Origin of the sequence: Bacillus sp. FSL K6-3312 (assembly GCF_038007485.1) — a bacterium.
GTDB classification, from domain to species: domain Bacteria; phylum Bacillota; class Bacilli; order Bacillales; family Bacillaceae; genus Bacillus; species Bacillus pumilus.
The window spans coordinates 2414955-2431467 of record NZ_JBBOXI010000001.1 but is presented as its reverse complement, the minus strand read 5'-3'; the positions used below and the strand labels follow the sequence as shown (position 1 = coordinate 2431467).

Genomic DNA, 16513 nt, shown 5'->3' with positions numbered 1-16513 from the left:
CATTACTTTTTTTGATCAACTGTATAGACAATTTTTCGTTCCTTTGACAGGTGATCACGCTGTTTTTTGAAGCCTTCAATCTTCACTGTCATGACTTCTCCATTTTGCTGCACCGCATCGACTTGTGCTTGGAGTGTTTGAACTTGTTCGTTCAGCTTTTTCAAGATGGGTTCGATTTCTTCCGTTGTTTGCAGGAGGCTGTCTCGAGAGAATGGCTGTGAATTTGTTTGGGCTGACTGGTCAATATCAGCAAAATGAGATGCGATCCATTCCTCACTTTCTGCTAACTGCTTTTGATAGCTTGTGAGTGTTTCATAAAAAATCGCTTCCTTTGCTTTTTCGATTTGCAGTAATTTCTCTTGTGTTTCAAAAAAACGCTCCTGCAGGTGTTTAACGCCTTCCTGTAATAGATTGAGCTCTGCGTTTTTATCACCTAATGTTTGCTGCAGTTTCTCAATCACAGCGGATAAAGTATTTCCTTTTTTCTCCTCTTTTGCAAGCCGTTTATCTTGATCCTGCATCCGTTCATTCAATTGTTGAGAGATTTCTTTATATTTGACTACTTTTAAATGCAGCCGGTGTTTTTCTTCCGTTTCTTTCCTTCTATGAAAGGTTTCCCTTTGGAGCATTTCATGAAGAAGGACTATTTTATGTAATAATTCAGATTTGCTTGAGGAGAGATCCTGTATTTTTGAGGCTGCATCGCCTTGATCAATGGTCATTTCATCCAATTGTTGTTTTAATTGCGTGTAATCCTTTTTCATCTCGTGATATTCTTGAGTTAACTTCTTATTTTTAGCATACGTATATGAGGACTGTAAATCAGAGATCATTTGTTGATATTTGGCTGTTTCCGCTTTTAAGTATAAATTCTCTTGAGATAGGTCATGGAATAGGGGAGAAGCATGGCGCCTTTTCATCGATAGACCCTCCTTATTCATGTTACCAATAAAGTATGCGAGATGAGTGCGATTAGAACAACCATATCAAAGGAGGGTGAGCGGATGGACGTAGTCAATGTCATTTTAGCTGGAGGAGCATCCAGACGTTTTGGAGAGCCAAAGGCAAGTTATATGTATCAAGGAAAACCACTATATGAGCATGTGAAAAAGCAGCTTTTGAAAGGACAGACAGTTATCATCAGCCATCCATCACTTCTGACTTTTTTTAAAGAAAGAGGTGAACGAGATGTGTGGTTGGATGATGATCAGGTACGCGGATGCGGGCCGCTTGCCGGCATGTATACGGCGATGCAAAAGCAAGAAGCAGCATGGTATTTAATGACGGCATGTGACATGCCTTTCATACGGAGGGAGGCCGCCGAAGCATTATCGTCCTATTGCAGCGATCATGCAGATGCTATCATCCCGCTTGTTCAGGGCAGATTACAGCCTTTATTTGCGCTTTATCACCGCCGCTGTCTGCCGTCCATTGATGCGTGTTTAAAAGAGAATCAATTAGCCATGAAAGAGTTGCTTCAAAGGCTTAAGGTGTGTATCGTCCCAGAGGAGGAACTGAACGCAACACCAAATGAATTTCGAAATATCAATAAAAGAAGCGATTTACCTGAAAACGGTATGATATGATACATAAAAATGGTGAGGAGAGAACAGCATTGAATGACCGATATTCAAGACAAATCTTGTTCCCTCCGGTTGGGGAAAAGGGTCAGCGTGCGCTTGCTGACAGTCATGTTCTAATTGTTGGAGCGGGTGCACTTGGAACGGCCTCTGCGGAAGGGCTTGTCCGGTCTGGGATCGGCAAGTTGACGATTGTTGATCGTGATTATGTAGAGTTTTCAAATTTACAGCGGCAGCAGCTGTACACAGAAGATGATGCAAAGGCACATGTGCCAAAAGCAGCTGCGGCAAAAAACGTCTCCAAGAGATCAATCATGAAGTGACCATACACGCCCTGATTGAAGATGCAGGGGTGGAGCTGTTAAGACCGTTATTTCAAAGCGCAAATATTGTCATTGATGCGACGGATAATTTTGAGACGAGAATGGTTATGAACGATTTATCGCAGGAAACGAAGACGCCGTGGATATATGGCGCTTGTGTGAGCAGTCAGGGGATGTATATGACCATTTTACCGGATAAAACGCCGTGTTTATCGTGTGTCTTTACAGAACTGCCTGTTGGCGGTTTGACGTGTGATACAGCGGGGATTATTTCTCCAGCAGTTCAGATGGTTTCTGCTTATCAGCAAACAGAGGCGCTAAAGTATTTAACAGGACATGAAGATCAAATCGAACGGAAATTTGTCACATTTGATCTTTGGCAGGCGACATCGTTTAAAATGGATTTGTCTCTTACTAAGCAGAAGGACTGTCCATCTTGCGGCAAAGATAGAACCTATCCTTATTTACACGAGCAGCGTAAAAAAACGACGATTCTTTGCGGGCGGGATACCGTACAAGTCGTATCTAAGGATTTAGCTAATCTATCATTTCAGCATGTGAAAGAGCGGCTGTCATCTATTTGTGAGGTGGAAGTGAATGACTTCTTAATCCATGTCCGCTATGAATCTTATCGTATTGTCTTTTTCAAAGGTGGACGTGCATTAATCCATGGGACAAATGATGAAAAAGCAGCCAATTCATTACTAGCAAAACTGCTAGGGATATAGGAGTGAAGTGTGATGGAAAGACGTCAGCCAATTCCAGTACAAGAAGCCATTCAGAAAGTCCATCAATATGAAAAGCATGGAGAAGCAGAATGGGTGCCCTTAAGAAATAGCCTTGAAAGGTTCATTGCAGAAGACATTTTGGCAGATCATGATGTGCCTGCATTTGATCGGTCCCCGTATGATGGTTTTGCACTTCGGGCAGAAGATACAAAAGAAGCGTCAAGCGAGCATCCGGTTGAATTTGAGGTCATTGATCATATTGGGGCAGGAGTGGTCTCAGCAAAAACCATCGGTCCCTTTCAAGCCATTCGTATCATGACAGGAGCAAAAATCCCGAATGGAGCAAATGTCGTCATCATGCTTGAGCTGACTAAAACCTTTGAAAAAGATGGAAAATCATACATGTCACTTAAAAGACCGCTGAAAAAAGGGGACAATATTTCTCGTCAAGGAGAAGAGGTACTTGAAGGGAATGTGATGCTCAAAAAAGGAACCAAAGTAACTCCGGGCGTTACGGCCTTATTGGCGACATTCGGATATGCGGTAGTTCCAGTTGTCAAAAAGCCAGTGATCGGCATCATCTCAACAGGTACAGAGCTTCTTCAAGTGAGTGATGCGATGGTGGACGGGAAGATTAGAAACAGTAACCTTAGTATGGTTTATGCCCAGATCCTTAAGGCTGGGGGAGAGCCGCTTGATTTAGGCGGTGTGTCCGATGAATTTGACAAAAGCTATCATGCAGTCAAAGCAGCCTTAAGCAAGGTAGACTTCTTAATCACAACAGGCGGAGTTTCTGTAGGTGATTTTGACTTTCTCCCCGCAATTTATGAAAAGCTGGGAGCTCAGGTGCTATTTAATAAAGTGGCCATGAGACCCGGCAGTGTGACGACGGTTGCTGTGATGCCAAATGGTCAACTGCTGTTTGGCCTGTCTGGAAATCCTGCTGCCTGTTTCGTTGGCTTTGAATTATTTGTGAAACCGATGATCTATAAATGGTCTTTCAAGACACAGTCGTTACCCGATTTTGCTGAGGCGAAGCTGACACACGATTTCCCAAAAGCCAATCCGTTTACTCGATTTGTTAGAGCGGCACTTGAGTTCACTGGCAGTCAGCTCAGTGTGACCCCAACAGGTCTCGATAAATCAAGTGCTGTGACCTCAATAGCAGAGGCTAACTGTTTCATTGTGCTGCCAGGTGGAACAAGAGGTTTTAAGGCTGGTGATCAGGTGCATGTTCTGCTGTTTCAGCACGAAGGTGAGGGTTCCCCATGCTGGATGACACATTAAGCATATTACAGGTGGTCGGTTATCAAAACAGCGGAAAGACGTCGTTGATTGAAAAGCTCTGTCAGCTGGCTGTACTTGATGGGCTGAAGCTAGGCTGTTTTAAACACCATGGACATGGCGGTAAACCAGATCGTCTTTTGAAAGAAAAAGACACCGATCGATATGTCGGGGCAGGTGCATTTGCCGCTGGCGTAGAAGGAGAGGGTGAATTTCACTTTTCAATGCAGCACATCACGTTAAAGCAATTGCTCAAAATGTGTAAGTATCTTCCATTAGACGCGGTCTTGATAGAAGGGTATAAACAGGCACCATACCGCAAAATCGTTTGTGTGAAGAATGAAGAGGAGCTCATTGATCTTTCAACACTTTCCGATATACAAGCAGCTATTTATTTTTCTCAAGAGTTTCAGTTAGCCAAAAATTACTCTTTTCCAGTGTTTTCAGCCTTTGAAAAGGATGCGCATACATTTTGTTATAACTTATTGAAGGGAGGTGGCTCTATTTGAGTGAACTTTTTAAAATAACAAAAGTGCCGATTGATGTGAATGAATTGATTCAGCATGTGACAAGGCGGAAGGCAGGGGCCATTACGACGTTTATCGGGACGGTCAGAGAGTGGACAAACGGTAAGAAAACGTTGTGCTTAACTTATGAAGCTTACATACCAATGGCTGAAAGCATGCTAAGTCAAATTGGACAAGAAATCAAGAAACGATGGCCTGATACTGAAGCAGCCATTGTGCACCGGATCGGGACACTTGATATAACGGATATTGCTGTTGCGATAGCCGTTTCATCTCCTCATAGGAAGGCTGCATACGAAGCGAACGAATATGCCATTGAGCGAATTAAGGAAATCGTTCCGATTTGGAAAAAAGAATATTGGGAAGACGGGGAAGCCTGGATAGGTGATCAGCTTGAAAAAGTTTCATATCCAGAGGGGAAACCTAGCGATCTTCAACTTGCAAAGAAAGAAGGTGATCAGCTTGATTAGTGTATTATTGTTCGCCGGCCTTGCTGAGAAGGCCGGTAAACAACAAATCATCATTCAAAAAGATCAAACAACGGTTGATGAGATTAAATTAGAATTACAGGAGGTATACGGTGTTGATGCTGCACAAAATGTGATGGTTGCAGTCAACGAACTATATACGAGGGGAAACGCTGAAGTGCGTAGCGGGGACACTGTTGCATTCATTCCTCCTGTAAGCGGTGGATAATAGATATTAGAGGATTTGGTTATGGCCAGCGGCTGTAACCAATTTTTTATGTGTGAAAAGATTGTAGAGGTATTTGGGTGTGATCTTCGTAAATAAAACATCCCCTTCGTGCTTTAGAAATGTGAGGATCGAGCTGCTGAATCAGATCATACAATTCACTAATTCGTCTCACATTGAAATCTGTCTGGGCTTGAAGCTGTTCTTTTAATTCTTTTGTGCTCACAATGCTACCCTTTTTCTCTTTAATAATATCTACACATCTGGCAGCGTAGTATATTTTGTCATTAGAGGGTCTGCTTTCTTTCATATCAAGTAATTTGAGCTCATGATAAATCAGTTCTCTTTCCTTTCGAAAGTATTGCCATGCTTCTTGTTCCTTTTCATAAAGTAAAATCAATTGCGTTTTCAATTTTTCTCTTAACATTCACTTGACTCCATTTCCACTATCATTTAACCTACCTCTATTTTACATTATATGAAAAAATAACTTTTGATCAAGTAAAATCATTATATTTTTAATTTTTTAATATGAAAGTATTGTTACTAAAGGCTCATTTGTTCTATAAAAGAAACCATTCGTAGTCCTATAAAGCCGGGATTTGTTGAAATTACTAGGATTATTTTAACAAAAAATTGTTGTGTCTCACGAAGACTATCCAAATTCAAAGGAAAAGGATATTTATTCCGAAAGACATGTGTTTTTTGATAAAATGTTTTTAGGTCAGTAAAACCTCTATTTTTTGATATGAATATGGTCTGGTCATGGTGTCATTTGGAGGTTGTCATTCATGATAATAGAATAATAGATCATTTTTTTCCGCAATGAAAATAAGAAAATCAAATCATCCATCACTTATTGGCAATCTTTTGATAAAATAGAAAGAATAAGAGAGAGCATGTGCGTTTGCATACTTGCATGACATAGAGAGGGTGACATTTGATGCAAGAAAATATGCAAAAGCCTACGATCATTGGAGTGAGCATAAGACCTTCAGAGCACCTGAAAAGAGTATGGGAAAATCCGGTGGTTTGGTGGCCTTTATCCTGTGTACTTCTTTTAACAGTGATTGTCACTTATTTGTCAGAGCTGGTGAATGAAGGAATGTGGGCAGATTTAAGCTTGCCGGTATCGGTCGTTTATGTGGTGACGCTAATTGGTCTACTTCTCGGGCTTGTGATTAATGCTGCAATATATAAGTTCATCGTATTTTTAGCAAAGGGTGATGCATCGTTTCAGCAGCTATTTTCAGCAGTCCTTTTTATTACACCAGTTACGATCGTTGGTACGATTATTTCTCATCTGTCCATCATTCTGTTCCATGTGCCAAAAAACATCACAATCACCTCATTAAATGCACTCATTCAAACGCCTGGTCCATGGCATGCTGTGCTTGCCAATATTGATCTATTTGTGATCTGGAACCTTGTTTTAACAGGCTTTTTATTGATGAAAGTTGGCCATATATCGCCAAGAATCGCTTGGACCATTATAGGAGTCTTTTATCTCTTATCTATCATTTTTCAATATGTAGGAACTGCAATCACCATATCAGTAAGCTGGGGGTAGAATGTCTTTATGAGAAAGAAAATCATCATCGGATCCATTTTTATTATTGTTATCGGTCTATTTATTGGCTTTAACATTGCGAAAAATCAATCAAAGCCTGCTTCGACAGCAGCTATCAAAACAGTAAAACCTACGCAAAAAGAAATCACCACTACGGTCATGACGCCAGGGACACTTTCATTCTCTGAAGAGCAGTTCATTTATGCAGAAGAGGAAAAGGGACACTTGAAGGGGATTTCTGTGAAAGAAGGAGAAAAGGTAAAGCCAGGAACGCCGCTTCTTACATATGAAAATAGAGAGCTGGAACTTGAAGAAGAGCAGCAAGCTCTTGCGGTTGAATCCAGTACGTTAAAACGCGAACAATTACAAAATAGATTGAGCGAATTAGAAAAAAAACAAGGAGGCGACTCCGCTGCCAATCCTAAAACCGAGCGAGACCAGCTTGAACTAGAGCTGAAAGCGGCTGAATTAGAACAAAAACAAGCAGAGATCAGCCAAGAAAAAGTAAAAACACAAATAGAAGATTTAATCGTACATAGTAAAATTGCCGGTACAGTCATTTCCATTGAGCAAGAAGGAGGGGCAGGAAAGCCGGAAGAAAGGCAGCCGATCATTCATATTGGCAATGAGAAAAAAATGATTGTGCGAGGATTGATTTCTGAGTATGACGCCATAAAAGTGAAAAAGAAACAAAAAGTAAAGATAACGTCTGATGTCATTCGCGGAAAGAGCTGGCAAGGGGTCGTGAAAAAAGTGGGGGTTGTACCTGCTCAGGCAGCATCTGAAACAACTGCAGGTGATCAAACGGTGCAATATCCAGTTGAAATCGAAATAAAGGGAAAAAAACCTGAAGCAAAACCTGGTTTTAAAATGATCATGGAAATTGAAACAGATAAGCGTCAAGCCCTAACGATTCCTGAATCAGCTGTAAAAAAAGAGGCTGATGGACAATATGTATATGTTGTCAAAAAGAATGTACTTAAAAAAGTAAAAGTGGAGCTAGGGGAAACGTCAGGTCATGATCTTGAAGTGACAAAAGGTGTCATAGCAGAGGATCAAATCATTTCTCATCCATCAGATGACATGTATGACGGAATGGAAGTGAATGCTGAATGATTCAGCTTTCAAACGTGACAAAAAGCTATGAGGTTGCCCAAGAATCATTTGATGTATTAAGTGAGGTGGATCTTGTCATCGAAAAAGGCGAGTATATGTCCATTATGGGCCCGTCCGGCTCTGGAAAATCGACGTTAATGAATATCATTGGCTGTTTAGACCGGCCAACTACAGGACAATATCATTTTCAAGGAAGAGAGCTGTCAGCAGCAAAGGATCAAGACCTCGCAGTGATTCGAAATCAATTCATTGGATTTGTCTTTCAGCAATTTCATCTGCTGCCGAGGTTAAATGCGAGGCGTAATGTTGAGCTTCCGATGATTTACGCTGGTATCAGTCAAAAGGAAAGAAAAGAACGCGCAGAGATGGCACTTGAAAAGGTTGGTTTGACAGACCGAATGAAACATATGCCAAGTGAGTTGTCGGGAGGACAAAAGCAAAGAGTGGCAATAGCCCGTGCAATTGTCAATAAGCCGCAGCTTATCTTAGCAGATGAACCGACAGGCGCTCTTGACTCAAAAACAAGCTTCTCAATCATGGAACAGTTTACTAAGCTGAATGAGGAAGGGACAACGATTGTGCTTGTCACCCATGAAGAAGAAATAGCTGCATATACAAATCGGACGGTCGTTGTAAGAGATGGCCGACTCGTTGAAGATAGATTGACACAAGGGGACGCTATGAATGAAACTCTTTGAAAATATCAAAATAGCGATGAATTCTGTTTTAGCTCATAAATTACGTTCTATTTTAACGATGCTTGGGATTATTATTGGTGTTGGATCAGTCATTGCGGTCGTGGCTATCGGTCAAGGCGGCGAGCAAATGCTAAAAGGGTCAATTTCAGGTCCAAACAATACCGTTGATATGACGTATACGCCGTCTGACGAAGAGTTAAATGCAAATCCCAACGCTTTATTCGATGCCACATTTACTGAGGAAGACATAAAAAGTATTAAGACAATCAATGGGGTGAATCAGGTTGCCTCTTCGACTGCGCAAGGAATGCAGCTGAGATTTCAAGATACAACAGTGGATGCGACAGTTAACGGTATAAATGAAGGGTATACGAATGTACATTCATTACAAATAGCAGAAGGGCAGAATTTAAGAGATATTGACTTTAGAAGCGGCAGAAGAGCCGCCCTCATCTCTGAAGGCTTACAAAAAGAATTATTTAATGGACAGAAGGCATTGGGCGAAATGATTTGGATGAACGGACAGCCGGTTGAAGTCATCGGTGTTTTAGCCAAACAAAAAGGGATGCTCTCATTCGATATGAATGAAATATATGTCCCTTTTGCAATGCTCACCTCCACATTTGGGATCAATGAATACGATAAGTTGTCAATTCAAGTCGCACATGCTGATCAAATGAAGGAAGTAGGAAAGAGTGCGGCTGCATTATTAAATGAAAATCATCATACAGAAGATGCTTATGAAATGATCAACATGGAAGAAATCGCAGAAGGCATCGGTCAAATCACGTCTGTTATGACCACAATCATTGGCTCAATAGCTGGAATTTCTTTACTTGTCGGCGGTATCGGCGTGATGAATATCATGCTTGTTTCTGTGACAGAGAGGACAAGGGAAATCGGTATTCGAAAAGCGATTGGAGCAACGAGGGCTCAAATACTCGTTCAATTTTTAATTGAGTCTGTCGTCTTAACCTTGATCGGCGGGTTGATGGGGATTGCACTAGGTATAGGCGGTGCCTCGTTAGTATCACTCATTGCCGGCTGGCCGTCCTTAGTATCTTGGCAAATCATCTGTGTAGGTGTGCTGTTTAGTATGTTTATTGGGATTGTTTTTGGGTTAATTCCTGCGAATAAAGCAGCAAGACTAGATCCGATTGATTCTCTTAGATATGAATAATTTCGAGAAGAACAAAAGTATACAAACAGTGTGAATTCCGCTGTAATCAAACATCAAAAGCTTTTATGCACATCGCATAAAAGCTTTTTTTAGTTCTATTGAATGAAATGAAAAATGATAGAAATGCTAAGATCATGACTTTCATCTTAATGTCACATATTTTTCAGTTTACAAATGGTACATATAAAGGTAAGATGACCATTGTGAAAGATTTTGATAGTTATTGAATGTATTTGATTGTTTTGTATTGATAATGTTGAAAAAAGCGATTACAATAAAGGTGCGCGCAAAATGAATGCGTTTTCAAAAGGGGGTGTTTTCATGTTAACACCGGAAAGACATCAACTCATTATCGACTGTTTAGAAGAAAATGATGTCATCAAAATACAGGACTTAACGATTATGACGGATGCGTCTGAATCTACTATTAGAAGAGATTTATCAGCCCTTGAAGAAAAAGGATTTCTTAAAAGAGTTCATGGGGGAGCAGCCAAGATATCAAGTATCCGTCTTGAACCAGATGTATTTGAGAAATCTGCCAAAAACCTTCAAGAAAAGTCATTGGTTGCAGAGGCAGCTGCTTCACTTTTAAAACAAGGTGATTGTATTTATTTAGACGCTGGTACGACCACACAGCAAATGATTGAATATATCGATCCAGAACAAGATATTGTTGTGGTGACAAACGGTGTTATGCACATTGAAGCACTCATGAGAAAAGGCATTTCTTTTTACCTGATAGGCGGATCAGTGAAACATCGAACAGGAGCCATGGTGGGAGCCGCAGCTTTGACGGCGATGGAAAATTACCGTTTTGACAAAAGCTTTGTTGGGACGAACGGCATTCATCCCGAGGCAGGGTTTACAACACCTGATCCAGAGGAAGCGCTCATGAAAAAAAGGGCCATGAAGCAGGCGAAAAAAACCTATATCTTAACAGATGCCTCTAAATTTGGCGAAATATCGTTTTCAACCTTTGCTAGTTTACAGGAAGCCACCATTATCACAAACGACGCAAAAGAGGATTCATTCGATAATTACCATGAAAAAACGGTTATAAAGGTAGTGAAAACATGATTTATACAGTTACTTTAAACCCATCAGTTGATTACATCGTACACGTGGAGGATTTCGCAGTCGGCGGTTTGAATCGTTCAACCTATGACAAAAAATATCCAGGCGGAAAAGGGATCAATGTCTCAAGGCTTTTAAAACGTCACGGTGTTGAATCAAAAGCGCTTGGATTCATAGGCGGATTTACAGGCAAATATATTCAAGACTTTTTACAAAACGAACAATTACAAACAGCCTTTCACGAGGTGTCAGAAGATACACGAATTAATGTGAAACTAAAAACAGGTGAAGAAACCGAAATCAACGGACTCGGCCCATTAATTACTGAAGCGCAATTTGAGTCGTTTCTGTCTCAATTTACCTCATTGATTGAAGGAGATGTCGTTGTGTTAGCTGGCAGCATTCCTTCTTCGTTGCCTCATAACACATATGAACGTATTGCTGAAGTGTGCGAAAAGCAAGGCGTTAGAGTTGTTCTTGATATTTCCGGGGAAGCCCTTAAAAAAGCAGCAGGCTTGAAACCGTTCTTAATGAAGCCAAACCATCATGAACTAGGTGAAATGTTTGAGACGAGCATCTCTACTGCAGAAGAAGCCATTCCTTATGGGAAGAAGCTGTTAGAACAAGGTGCTGAACATGTCATCGTATCCATGGCTGGAGATGGCGCTCTCTTATTCAGTAAGGAAGGGATTTATCAGTCCAATGTTCCAAAGGGTACGCTTGTTAATTCGGTTGGTGCAGGGGATTCAGTCGTTGCAGGATTTTTAGCCGGCGTTTCGAAAGGCCTTTCGATTGAAGAATCATTTAAGCTTGGCGTCACATCAGGCAGTGCTACAGCATTTTCTGAGGAGCTTGGGACAAAAGAGCTTGTCGACACACTATTACCACAAGTAAAAGTCACACGCATTTAAAGGAGGAGTCATCATGAAAATAACAGAACTACTCACAAAGCAGACCATTAAGCTTCAATTAGACAGCCAGCAGAAAGAAGCAGTCATTGAAGAACTAGTCACTGTTTTAGATACAGCTGGCAAGTTAAATGATAAAGAGGGCTACAAAGAAGCAGTGATCAACCGTGAAAAACAGAGCTCTACTGGTATTGGTGAAGGAATTGCTATCCCTCACGCTAAAACAGCAAGTGTCAAAGAGCCTGCCATTGCATTTGGCCGCTCGGTAGCTGGTGTAGATTATGAATCACTGGACGCGCAGCCGAGTCATCTTGTCTTTATGATTGCAGCAACTGAAGGCGCAAACAACACGCATTTAGAAGCACTTTCTCGTTTATCAACACTTCTGATGCGTGAAGAAATCAGAAAGCAGCTTCTTGAAGCGGCTACTGAAGATGAAATCATCGATATCATCAATACGCATGACAAGGACGATGAAGAAGAAGAGGAAGTTCAAGAGGAGCCGGCTGTATCAGGTAAACCAGCTAAGATTTTAGCAGTAACAGCTTGCCCAACAGGTATTGCACATACATTTATGGCAGCAGATGCTTTGAAAGAAAAAGCGAAAGAAATGGGCGTTGACATTAAAGTCGAAACAAACGGCTCTGGTGGTATTAAACACGCTCTTACGGCAAAAGAAATCGAAGAAGCACCAGCCATCATTGTGGCAGCGGACAAGCAAGTTGAAATGGAACGCTTTAAAGGCAAACATGTCATTGAAGTACCTGTGACAGCAGGAATTCGTCGTCCGCAGGAATTGATTGAAAAAGCAGTCAATCAAGATGCGCCGATCTATAAAGGCTCTGGCGGCAGTTCTTCAAAAGACGAACATGAGTCATCTGGCAAAGGGAGAAGTGGTTTCTACAAGCACTTAATGAGCGGTGTAAGCAACATGCTTCCATTTGTTGTCGGGGGCGGTATCCTTGTTGCAATTTCATTCTTCTGGGGCATTAAATCGGCTGACCCTAACGACCCTTCATTTAATTCATTTGCAGCTGTTTTAAAAGGAATTGGCGGAGATAATGCACTTGCCTTAATCGTGGCTGTATTAGCCGGATTTATTGCGATGAGTATTGCTGATCGTCCAGGTTTTGCGCCAGGTATGGTCGGTGGATTTATGGCGTCAGCAGCAGGTGCAGGATTCTTAGGCGGACTCATTGCTGGTTTCCTTGCTGGTTATGTCGTTGTGTTACTTAAAAAAGTATTCACATTCGTACCGCAGTCACTCGACGGAATTAAACCGGTTCTGCTCTATCCATTGTTCGGTATTTTCTTCACAGGTATCATTATGCATTACGTTGTTAACACACCAGTAAAAATGGTGATGGACGGATTAACTCATTGGCTTGAAACTTTAGGTACTGGAAACCTTGTCTTAATGGGCATTATTTTGGCAGGTATGATGGCGATTGATATGGGTGGGCCAATTAACAAAGCGGCTTACACATTTGGTCTTGCGATGATTGCTGCTGGAAATTATGCACCACACGCTGCCATTATGGCAGGCGGAATGGTACCACCATTAGGTATTGCACTTGCTACAACAATTTTTAGAAATAAATTCTCAAAACGTGACCGAGAAGCAGGGATTACATGTTACTTCATGGGAGCTGCCTTCATCACTGAAGGGGCGATCCCGTTTGCAGCGGCTGATCCTCTACGCGTGATTCCTTCAGCTGTCATTGGAGCAGCAGTGGCTGGCGGATTAACGGAATTCTTTAGAGTCACGCTTCCTGCACCGCACGGCGGACTATTCGTTTTCTGGGTAACAAATCATCCGATACTTTATATCATCAGCATCTTAATCGGTGCCGTTGTAACAGCGATTTTACTTGGTATTTTGAAAAAACCAGTGAAACTAGAAGCGTAAAGTAGAAGAGAAGCATCGTGAACAGCGGTGCTTCTTTTTGTTTAATTATGAACAAATTAGGAAAAAATATCTAATTGAATGGTTGTCTTGTGAATTTTTAAATGACATGTGATAAAGTAAAGTTATTCAATTCACGTTTCAAGTCTTTTAGCAGAAAGTCTTAGGAGGAAGCAGTATTTTGAACGAAGAAAACAAACAAAACGAAAATGATATTCAATCTGATGCAAAGCAAGCCAAAACAGAGAAGAAAAGTTCACTGTTTGAATGGATCAAAGCTATTTTAATTGCACTTGCACTCGTCTTGCTCATCCGTACGTTTATATTTGAGCCGTATGTGGTGGAAGGAGAGTCAATGGAACCGACCCTTCATGATGGGGAAAAGCTGTTTGTCAACAAAACCATTAACTATCTAGGTGGTGTCAAACGAGGTGACATCGTGATTATTAATGGAAAAGATGGCCAGAAAATTCATTATGTAAAACGATTGATCGGTCTTCCGGGAGACACGATTGAAATGAAGGATGATACGCTTTACATTAATGGTAAAAAAGTAGATGAGACTTATTTAAAAGAGAACAAGGCACATGCGAAAGAGTATGAAGTGCATTTGACAGGTGATTTTGGTCCAGTGAAAGTACCGAAAAACGATTACTTTGTGATGGGGGACAACAGACTCAATTCCATGGACAGCAGAAATGGACTTGGACTCATTGAAAAGGATCGGGTTGTCGGGACATCAGAATTTGTTTTCTTCCCATTTGGCGACATTCGGCAAACAAAATAAAAGCACCCTTCTCAGGTGTGTGAGAAAAGTGCTTGAATGGGCGACCCTTAAAAGAAGGGTCGCTTTTAATTTGGCGTGAGCACTGTAACAATGAGCACAATAGCCAACACAGAAGCGAAGACAGACCCAGTAATGGCTAAAACGGACCGAAACAATCCGATCTTATGATTTTCTTTCCCTCGCTTTTGTAAAAAGCGTTTCGAAAAGATGTGTACCAGTGTGTAAATAAGCACAAGCCCAATATAAAGGCCAAAATCCCTCGCATTAAAGCCTGTTGCAGATAAATAAATACCCATAAAGAAAATCAATAAACAGTATTCCATCAGTGTAAGTAATCTCAAATCGCACGAACTCCTTCAATAAATCATTCCCACTTATTATACCATATTGGACAATTTGCCTTCGTTCTTAGTGAGAGACGTTTCTATCAAACGTTATTCATGTTATACTTCATAATGATGAATGAGTGATGGAGGATTAATAAATGATTGCAGTAAATAATGTTAGTTTGCGATTTGCTGATCGTAAACTATTTGAAGAAGTAAATATTAAATTCACTCCTGGCAACTGCTACGGTTTAATTGGTGCCAATGGAGCTGGTAAATCAACGTTTCTAAAGATTCTTTCAGGTGAAATTGAGGCTCAGACGGGCGATATTCATATGAGCCCTGGTGAGCGTTTAGCGATTTTAAAACAGAACCACTTTGAATACGAAGAATTTGAAGTATTAAAAGTCGTCATGATGGGTCACAAGCGTTTATATGATGTGATGCAGGAGAAAGATGCGATCTATATGAAACCTGATTTCTCAGATGAAGACGGGATTCGTGCAGCAGAGCTTGAAGGTGAGTTTGCTGAGTTAAACGGCTGGGAAGCAGAAAGTGAAGCAGCGATCTTATTAAAAGGTCTTGGCATTCCAGAGAGCCTTCAATCGAAGAAAATGTCTGAGCTTGGTGGTTCTGAAAAGGTAAAAGTACTACTAGCCCAAGCGTTATTTGGCAAGCCTGACGTCCTTCTTCTGGATGAGCCAACGAACCACTTGGACTTACAAGCCATCCAGTGGCTAGAAGAGTTCCTTATTCATTTTGAAAATACCGTCATCGTCGTTTCGCATGACCGTCACTTCTTAAACAAAGTGTGTACACATATTGCGGACCTAGACTTCGGAAAAATTCAAGTATATGTCGGTAACTATGATTTCTGGTATGAGTCTAGCCAGCTAGCGCTGAAACTCAGCCAAGATGCAAATAAGAAAAAAGAAGAGCAAATTAAGCAGCTTCAAGAGTTCGTTGCCCGGTTCAGTGCGAACGCTTCTAAATCGAAGCAAGCGACCTCAAGAAAGAAATTGCTTGATAAAATCTCTTTAGACGATATTAAGCCCTCTTCACGTAAATATCCGTATGTTCATTTTGCGCCAGAGCGTGAAATCGGAAATGATGTCCTTCAAGTAGAAGGTCTATCGAAAACAATTGACGGTGTGAAAGTACTTGATAACGTCAGCTTTATCATGAATCGCGAGGATAAAATTGCGTTCCTAAGCCGTAATGAGCTTGCTGTGTCTACTTTATTTAAAATTCTTGCTGGTGAGATGGAGCCAGACAGCGGGACATATAAATGGGGCGTCACAACATCTCAAGCCTTTTTCCCGAAAGACAATAGTGAATACTTTGAAGGAAACGATGTCGATTTAGTGGATTGGCTTCGCCAATATTCTCCTAATGATCAAAGCGAAAGCTTCTTACGCGGATTCTTAGGACGTATGCTTTTCTCTGGGGAAGAAGTAAAGAAAAAAGCAAGCGTCTTATCAGGAGGAGAAAAGGTTCGTTGTATGTTATCGAAAATGATGCTGTCAGGAGCGAATGTACTGCTTCTGGATGAGCCGACGAACCACTTAGACCTAGAATCCATTACGGCGCTGAATAACGGTTTAATGAGCTTTAAAGGAGCGATGCTCTTCTCATCTCATGACCATCAGTTTGTTGAAACAGTGGCAAACCGTATTATCGAAGTGACGCCAAATGGCATCGTCGATAAACAAACAACATATGATGAGTTCTTATCAGATCAAGAGATTCAAAAGAGACTCGTTGAGCTTTATGCGTAAATAAGAAAAGACATCCAATTGTGGATGTCTTTTTT

The 16513-nt window shown here is 41.1% G+C and carries 17 protein-coding genes and 1 pseudogene; 15 read left to right on the top strand and 3 right to left on the bottom strand.

Annotation, left to right across the window (positions count from 1 at the left end; translation table 11 throughout):
- Positions 1-2: 2 nt before the first annotated feature.
- The gene (locus MHI11_RS12610) at positions 3-920 is read right to left on the bottom strand and encodes a hypothetical protein (protein ID WP_044142050.1); all 918 of its coding nucleotides are present in this window, start codon (positions 918-920) and stop codon (positions 3-5) included.
- An 84-nt stretch (positions 921-1004) separates the two neighbouring features.
- On the opposite strand from MHI11_RS12610, the gene MHI11_RS12605 reads away from it, so the two are divergent.
- From MHI11_RS12605 to moaD, 6 genes and pseudogenes are all read left to right on the top strand, one after another.
- A complete protein-coding gene (locus MHI11_RS12605; protein ID WP_340961181.1) occupies positions 1005-1586 on the top strand; it encodes a molybdenum cofactor guanylyltransferase in 582 nt (193 codons plus the stop codon).
- 29 nt (positions 1587-1615) lie between these two features.
- Positions 1616-2631, top strand: a pseudogene (locus MHI11_RS12600) (thiazole biosynthesis adenylyltransferase ThiF).
- Positions 2632-2640: 9 nt separating this feature from the next.
- Positions 2641-3918 (top strand): molybdopterin molybdotransferase MoeA, encoded by a 1278-nt coding sequence (locus MHI11_RS12595; protein ID WP_065097191.1) that lies wholly within the window; start codon positions 2641-2643, stop codon positions 3916-3918.
- Positions 3900-4424: a molybdopterin-guanine dinucleotide biosynthesis protein B gene (gene mobB / locus MHI11_RS12590; protein ID WP_217013112.1), complete on the top strand. Its 525-nt coding sequence runs from the start codon at positions 3900-3902 to the stop codon at positions 4422-4424. Before MHI11_RS12595 ends, mobB begins: the two co-directional genes overlap by 19 nt.
- A complete protein-coding gene (locus tag MHI11_RS12585) occupies positions 4421-4912 on the top strand; it encodes a molybdenum cofactor biosynthesis protein MoaE (RefSeq protein ID WP_113767611.1) in 492 nt (163 codons plus the stop codon). Before mobB ends, MHI11_RS12585 begins: the two co-directional genes overlap by 4 nt.
- On the top strand, positions 4905-5138 hold the full coding sequence (gene moaD / locus MHI11_RS12580) for a molybdopterin converting factor subunit 1 (RefSeq protein ID WP_065097192.1): 234 nt from the start codon (positions 4905-4907) through the stop codon (positions 5136-5138). The genes MHI11_RS12585 and moaD overlap by 8 nt, the downstream gene beginning before the upstream one ends.
- Positions 5139-5184: 46 nt before the next feature.
- Here moaD and MHI11_RS12575 read toward each other — a convergent pair whose 3' ends face one another.
- A complete protein-coding gene (locus MHI11_RS12575; protein WP_003211488.1) occupies positions 5185-5562 on the bottom strand; it encodes a Rok-like winged helix domain-containing protein in 378 nt (125 codons plus the stop codon).
- A gap of 516 nt (positions 5563-6078) precedes the next feature.
- Between MHI11_RS12575 and MHI11_RS12570 the strand changes: the two genes are divergently transcribed.
- The 8 genes from MHI11_RS12570 (at position 6079) to lepB (ending at position 14374) form a co-directional block, all read left to right on the top strand.
- On the top strand, positions 6079-6705 hold the full coding sequence (locus tag MHI11_RS12570) for a YIP1 family protein (RefSeq protein ID WP_113767612.1): 627 nt from the start codon (positions 6079-6081) through the stop codon (positions 6703-6705).
- 9 nt (positions 6706-6714) lie between these two features.
- Positions 6715-7821: an efflux RND transporter periplasmic adaptor subunit gene (locus tag MHI11_RS12565; protein WP_340961179.1), complete on the top strand. Its 1107-nt coding sequence runs from the start codon at positions 6715-6717 to the stop codon at positions 7819-7821.
- A complete protein-coding gene (locus MHI11_RS12560) occupies positions 7818-8519 on the top strand; it encodes an ABC transporter ATP-binding protein (RefSeq protein ID WP_126741240.1) in 702 nt (233 codons plus the stop codon). The genes MHI11_RS12565 and MHI11_RS12560 overlap by 4 nt, the downstream gene beginning before the upstream one ends.
- Positions 8506-9699, top strand: coding sequence for an ABC transporter permease (locus MHI11_RS12555; RefSeq protein ID WP_044142039.1), 1194 nt, complete (start codon positions 8506-8508; stop codon positions 9697-9699). Before MHI11_RS12560 ends, MHI11_RS12555 begins: the two co-directional genes overlap by 14 nt.
- A gap of 321 nt (positions 9700-10020) precedes the next feature.
- Positions 10021-10776 carry a DeoR/GlpR family DNA-binding transcription regulator gene (locus MHI11_RS12550; protein ID WP_003211999.1) on the top strand — a complete coding sequence of 252 codons (756 nt, stop codon included), beginning with the start codon at positions 10021-10023 and terminating at the stop codon, positions 10774-10776.
- Positions 10773-11684 carry a 1-phosphofructokinase gene (pfkB, locus tag MHI11_RS12545; protein ID WP_065097198.1) on the top strand — a complete coding sequence of 304 codons (912 nt, stop codon included), beginning with the start codon at positions 10773-10775 and terminating at the stop codon, positions 11682-11684. Before MHI11_RS12550 ends, pfkB begins: the two co-directional genes overlap by 4 nt.
- Positions 11685-11697: 13 nt before the next feature.
- On the top strand, positions 11698-13590 hold the full coding sequence (locus MHI11_RS12540) for a PTS fructose transporter subunit IIABC (protein WP_106067366.1): 1893 nt from the start codon (positions 11698-11700) through the stop codon (positions 13588-13590).
- A gap of 211 nt (positions 13591-13801) precedes the next feature.
- The gene (gene lepB, locus MHI11_RS12535) at positions 13802-14374 is read left to right on the top strand and encodes a signal peptidase I (RefSeq protein ID WP_034620046.1); all 573 of its coding nucleotides are present in this window, start codon (positions 13802-13804) and stop codon (positions 14372-14374) included.
- A 65-nt stretch (positions 14375-14439) separates the two neighbouring features.
- Here lepB and MHI11_RS12530 read toward each other — a convergent pair whose 3' ends face one another.
- A complete protein-coding gene (locus MHI11_RS12530; RefSeq protein ID WP_034619939.1) occupies positions 14440-14715 on the bottom strand; it encodes a hypothetical protein in 276 nt (91 codons plus the stop codon).
- A 143-nt stretch (positions 14716-14858) separates the two neighbouring features.
- Here MHI11_RS12530 and MHI11_RS12525 point away from each other — a divergent pair, with 143 nt between their 5' ends.
- Positions 14859-16478 carry an ABC-F family ATP-binding cassette domain-containing protein gene (locus MHI11_RS12525; RefSeq protein ID WP_065097200.1) on the top strand — a complete coding sequence of 540 codons (1620 nt, stop codon included), beginning with the start codon at positions 14859-14861 and terminating at the stop codon, positions 16476-16478.
- Positions 16479-16513: the final 35 nt, after the last annotated feature.

Bases quoted from the DNA above. Each gene is read 5' to 3' on its own strand.
- MHI11_RS12610 (WP_044142050.1), bottom strand. From the start codon at position 920: ATGAAAAGGCGCCATGCTTCTCCCCTATTCCATGACCTATCTCAAGAG.
- MHI11_RS12605 (WP_340961181.1), top strand. From the start codon at position 1,005: ATGGACGTAGTCAATGTCATTTTAGCTGGAGGAGCATCCAGACGTTTT.
- mobB (WP_217013112.1), top strand. From the start codon at position 3,900: ATGCTGGATGACACATTAAGCATATTACAGGTGGTCGGTTATCAAAAC.
- MHI11_RS12575 (WP_003211488.1), bottom strand. From the start codon at position 5,562: ATGTTAAGAGAAAAATTGAAAACGCAATTGATTTTACTTTATGAAAAG.
- MHI11_RS12570 (WP_113767612.1), top strand. From the start codon at position 6,079: ATGCAAGAAAATATGCAAAAGCCTACGATCATTGGAGTGAGCATAAGA.
- MHI11_RS12565 (WP_340961179.1), top strand. From the start codon at position 6,715: ATGAGAAAGAAAATCATCATCGGATCCATTTTTATTATTGTTATCGGT.
- MHI11_RS12560 (WP_126741240.1), top strand. From the start codon at position 7,818: ATGATTCAGCTTTCAAACGTGACAAAAAGCTATGAGGTTGCCCAAGAA.
- MHI11_RS12555 (WP_044142039.1), top strand. From the start codon at position 8,506: ATGAAACTCTTTGAAAATATCAAAATAGCGATGAATTCTGTTTTAGCT.
- MHI11_RS12550 (WP_003211999.1), top strand. From the start codon at position 10,021: ATGTTAACACCGGAAAGACATCAACTCATTATCGACTGTTTAGAAGAA.
- pfkB (WP_065097198.1), top strand. From the start codon at position 10,773: ATGATTTATACAGTTACTTTAAACCCATCAGTTGATTACATCGTACAC.
- MHI11_RS12540 (WP_106067366.1), top strand. From the start codon at position 11,698: ATGAAAATAACAGAACTACTCACAAAGCAGACCATTAAGCTTCAATTA.
- MHI11_RS12525 (WP_065097200.1), top strand. From the start codon at position 14,859: ATGATTGCAGTAAATAATGTTAGTTTGCGATTTGCTGATCGTAAACTA.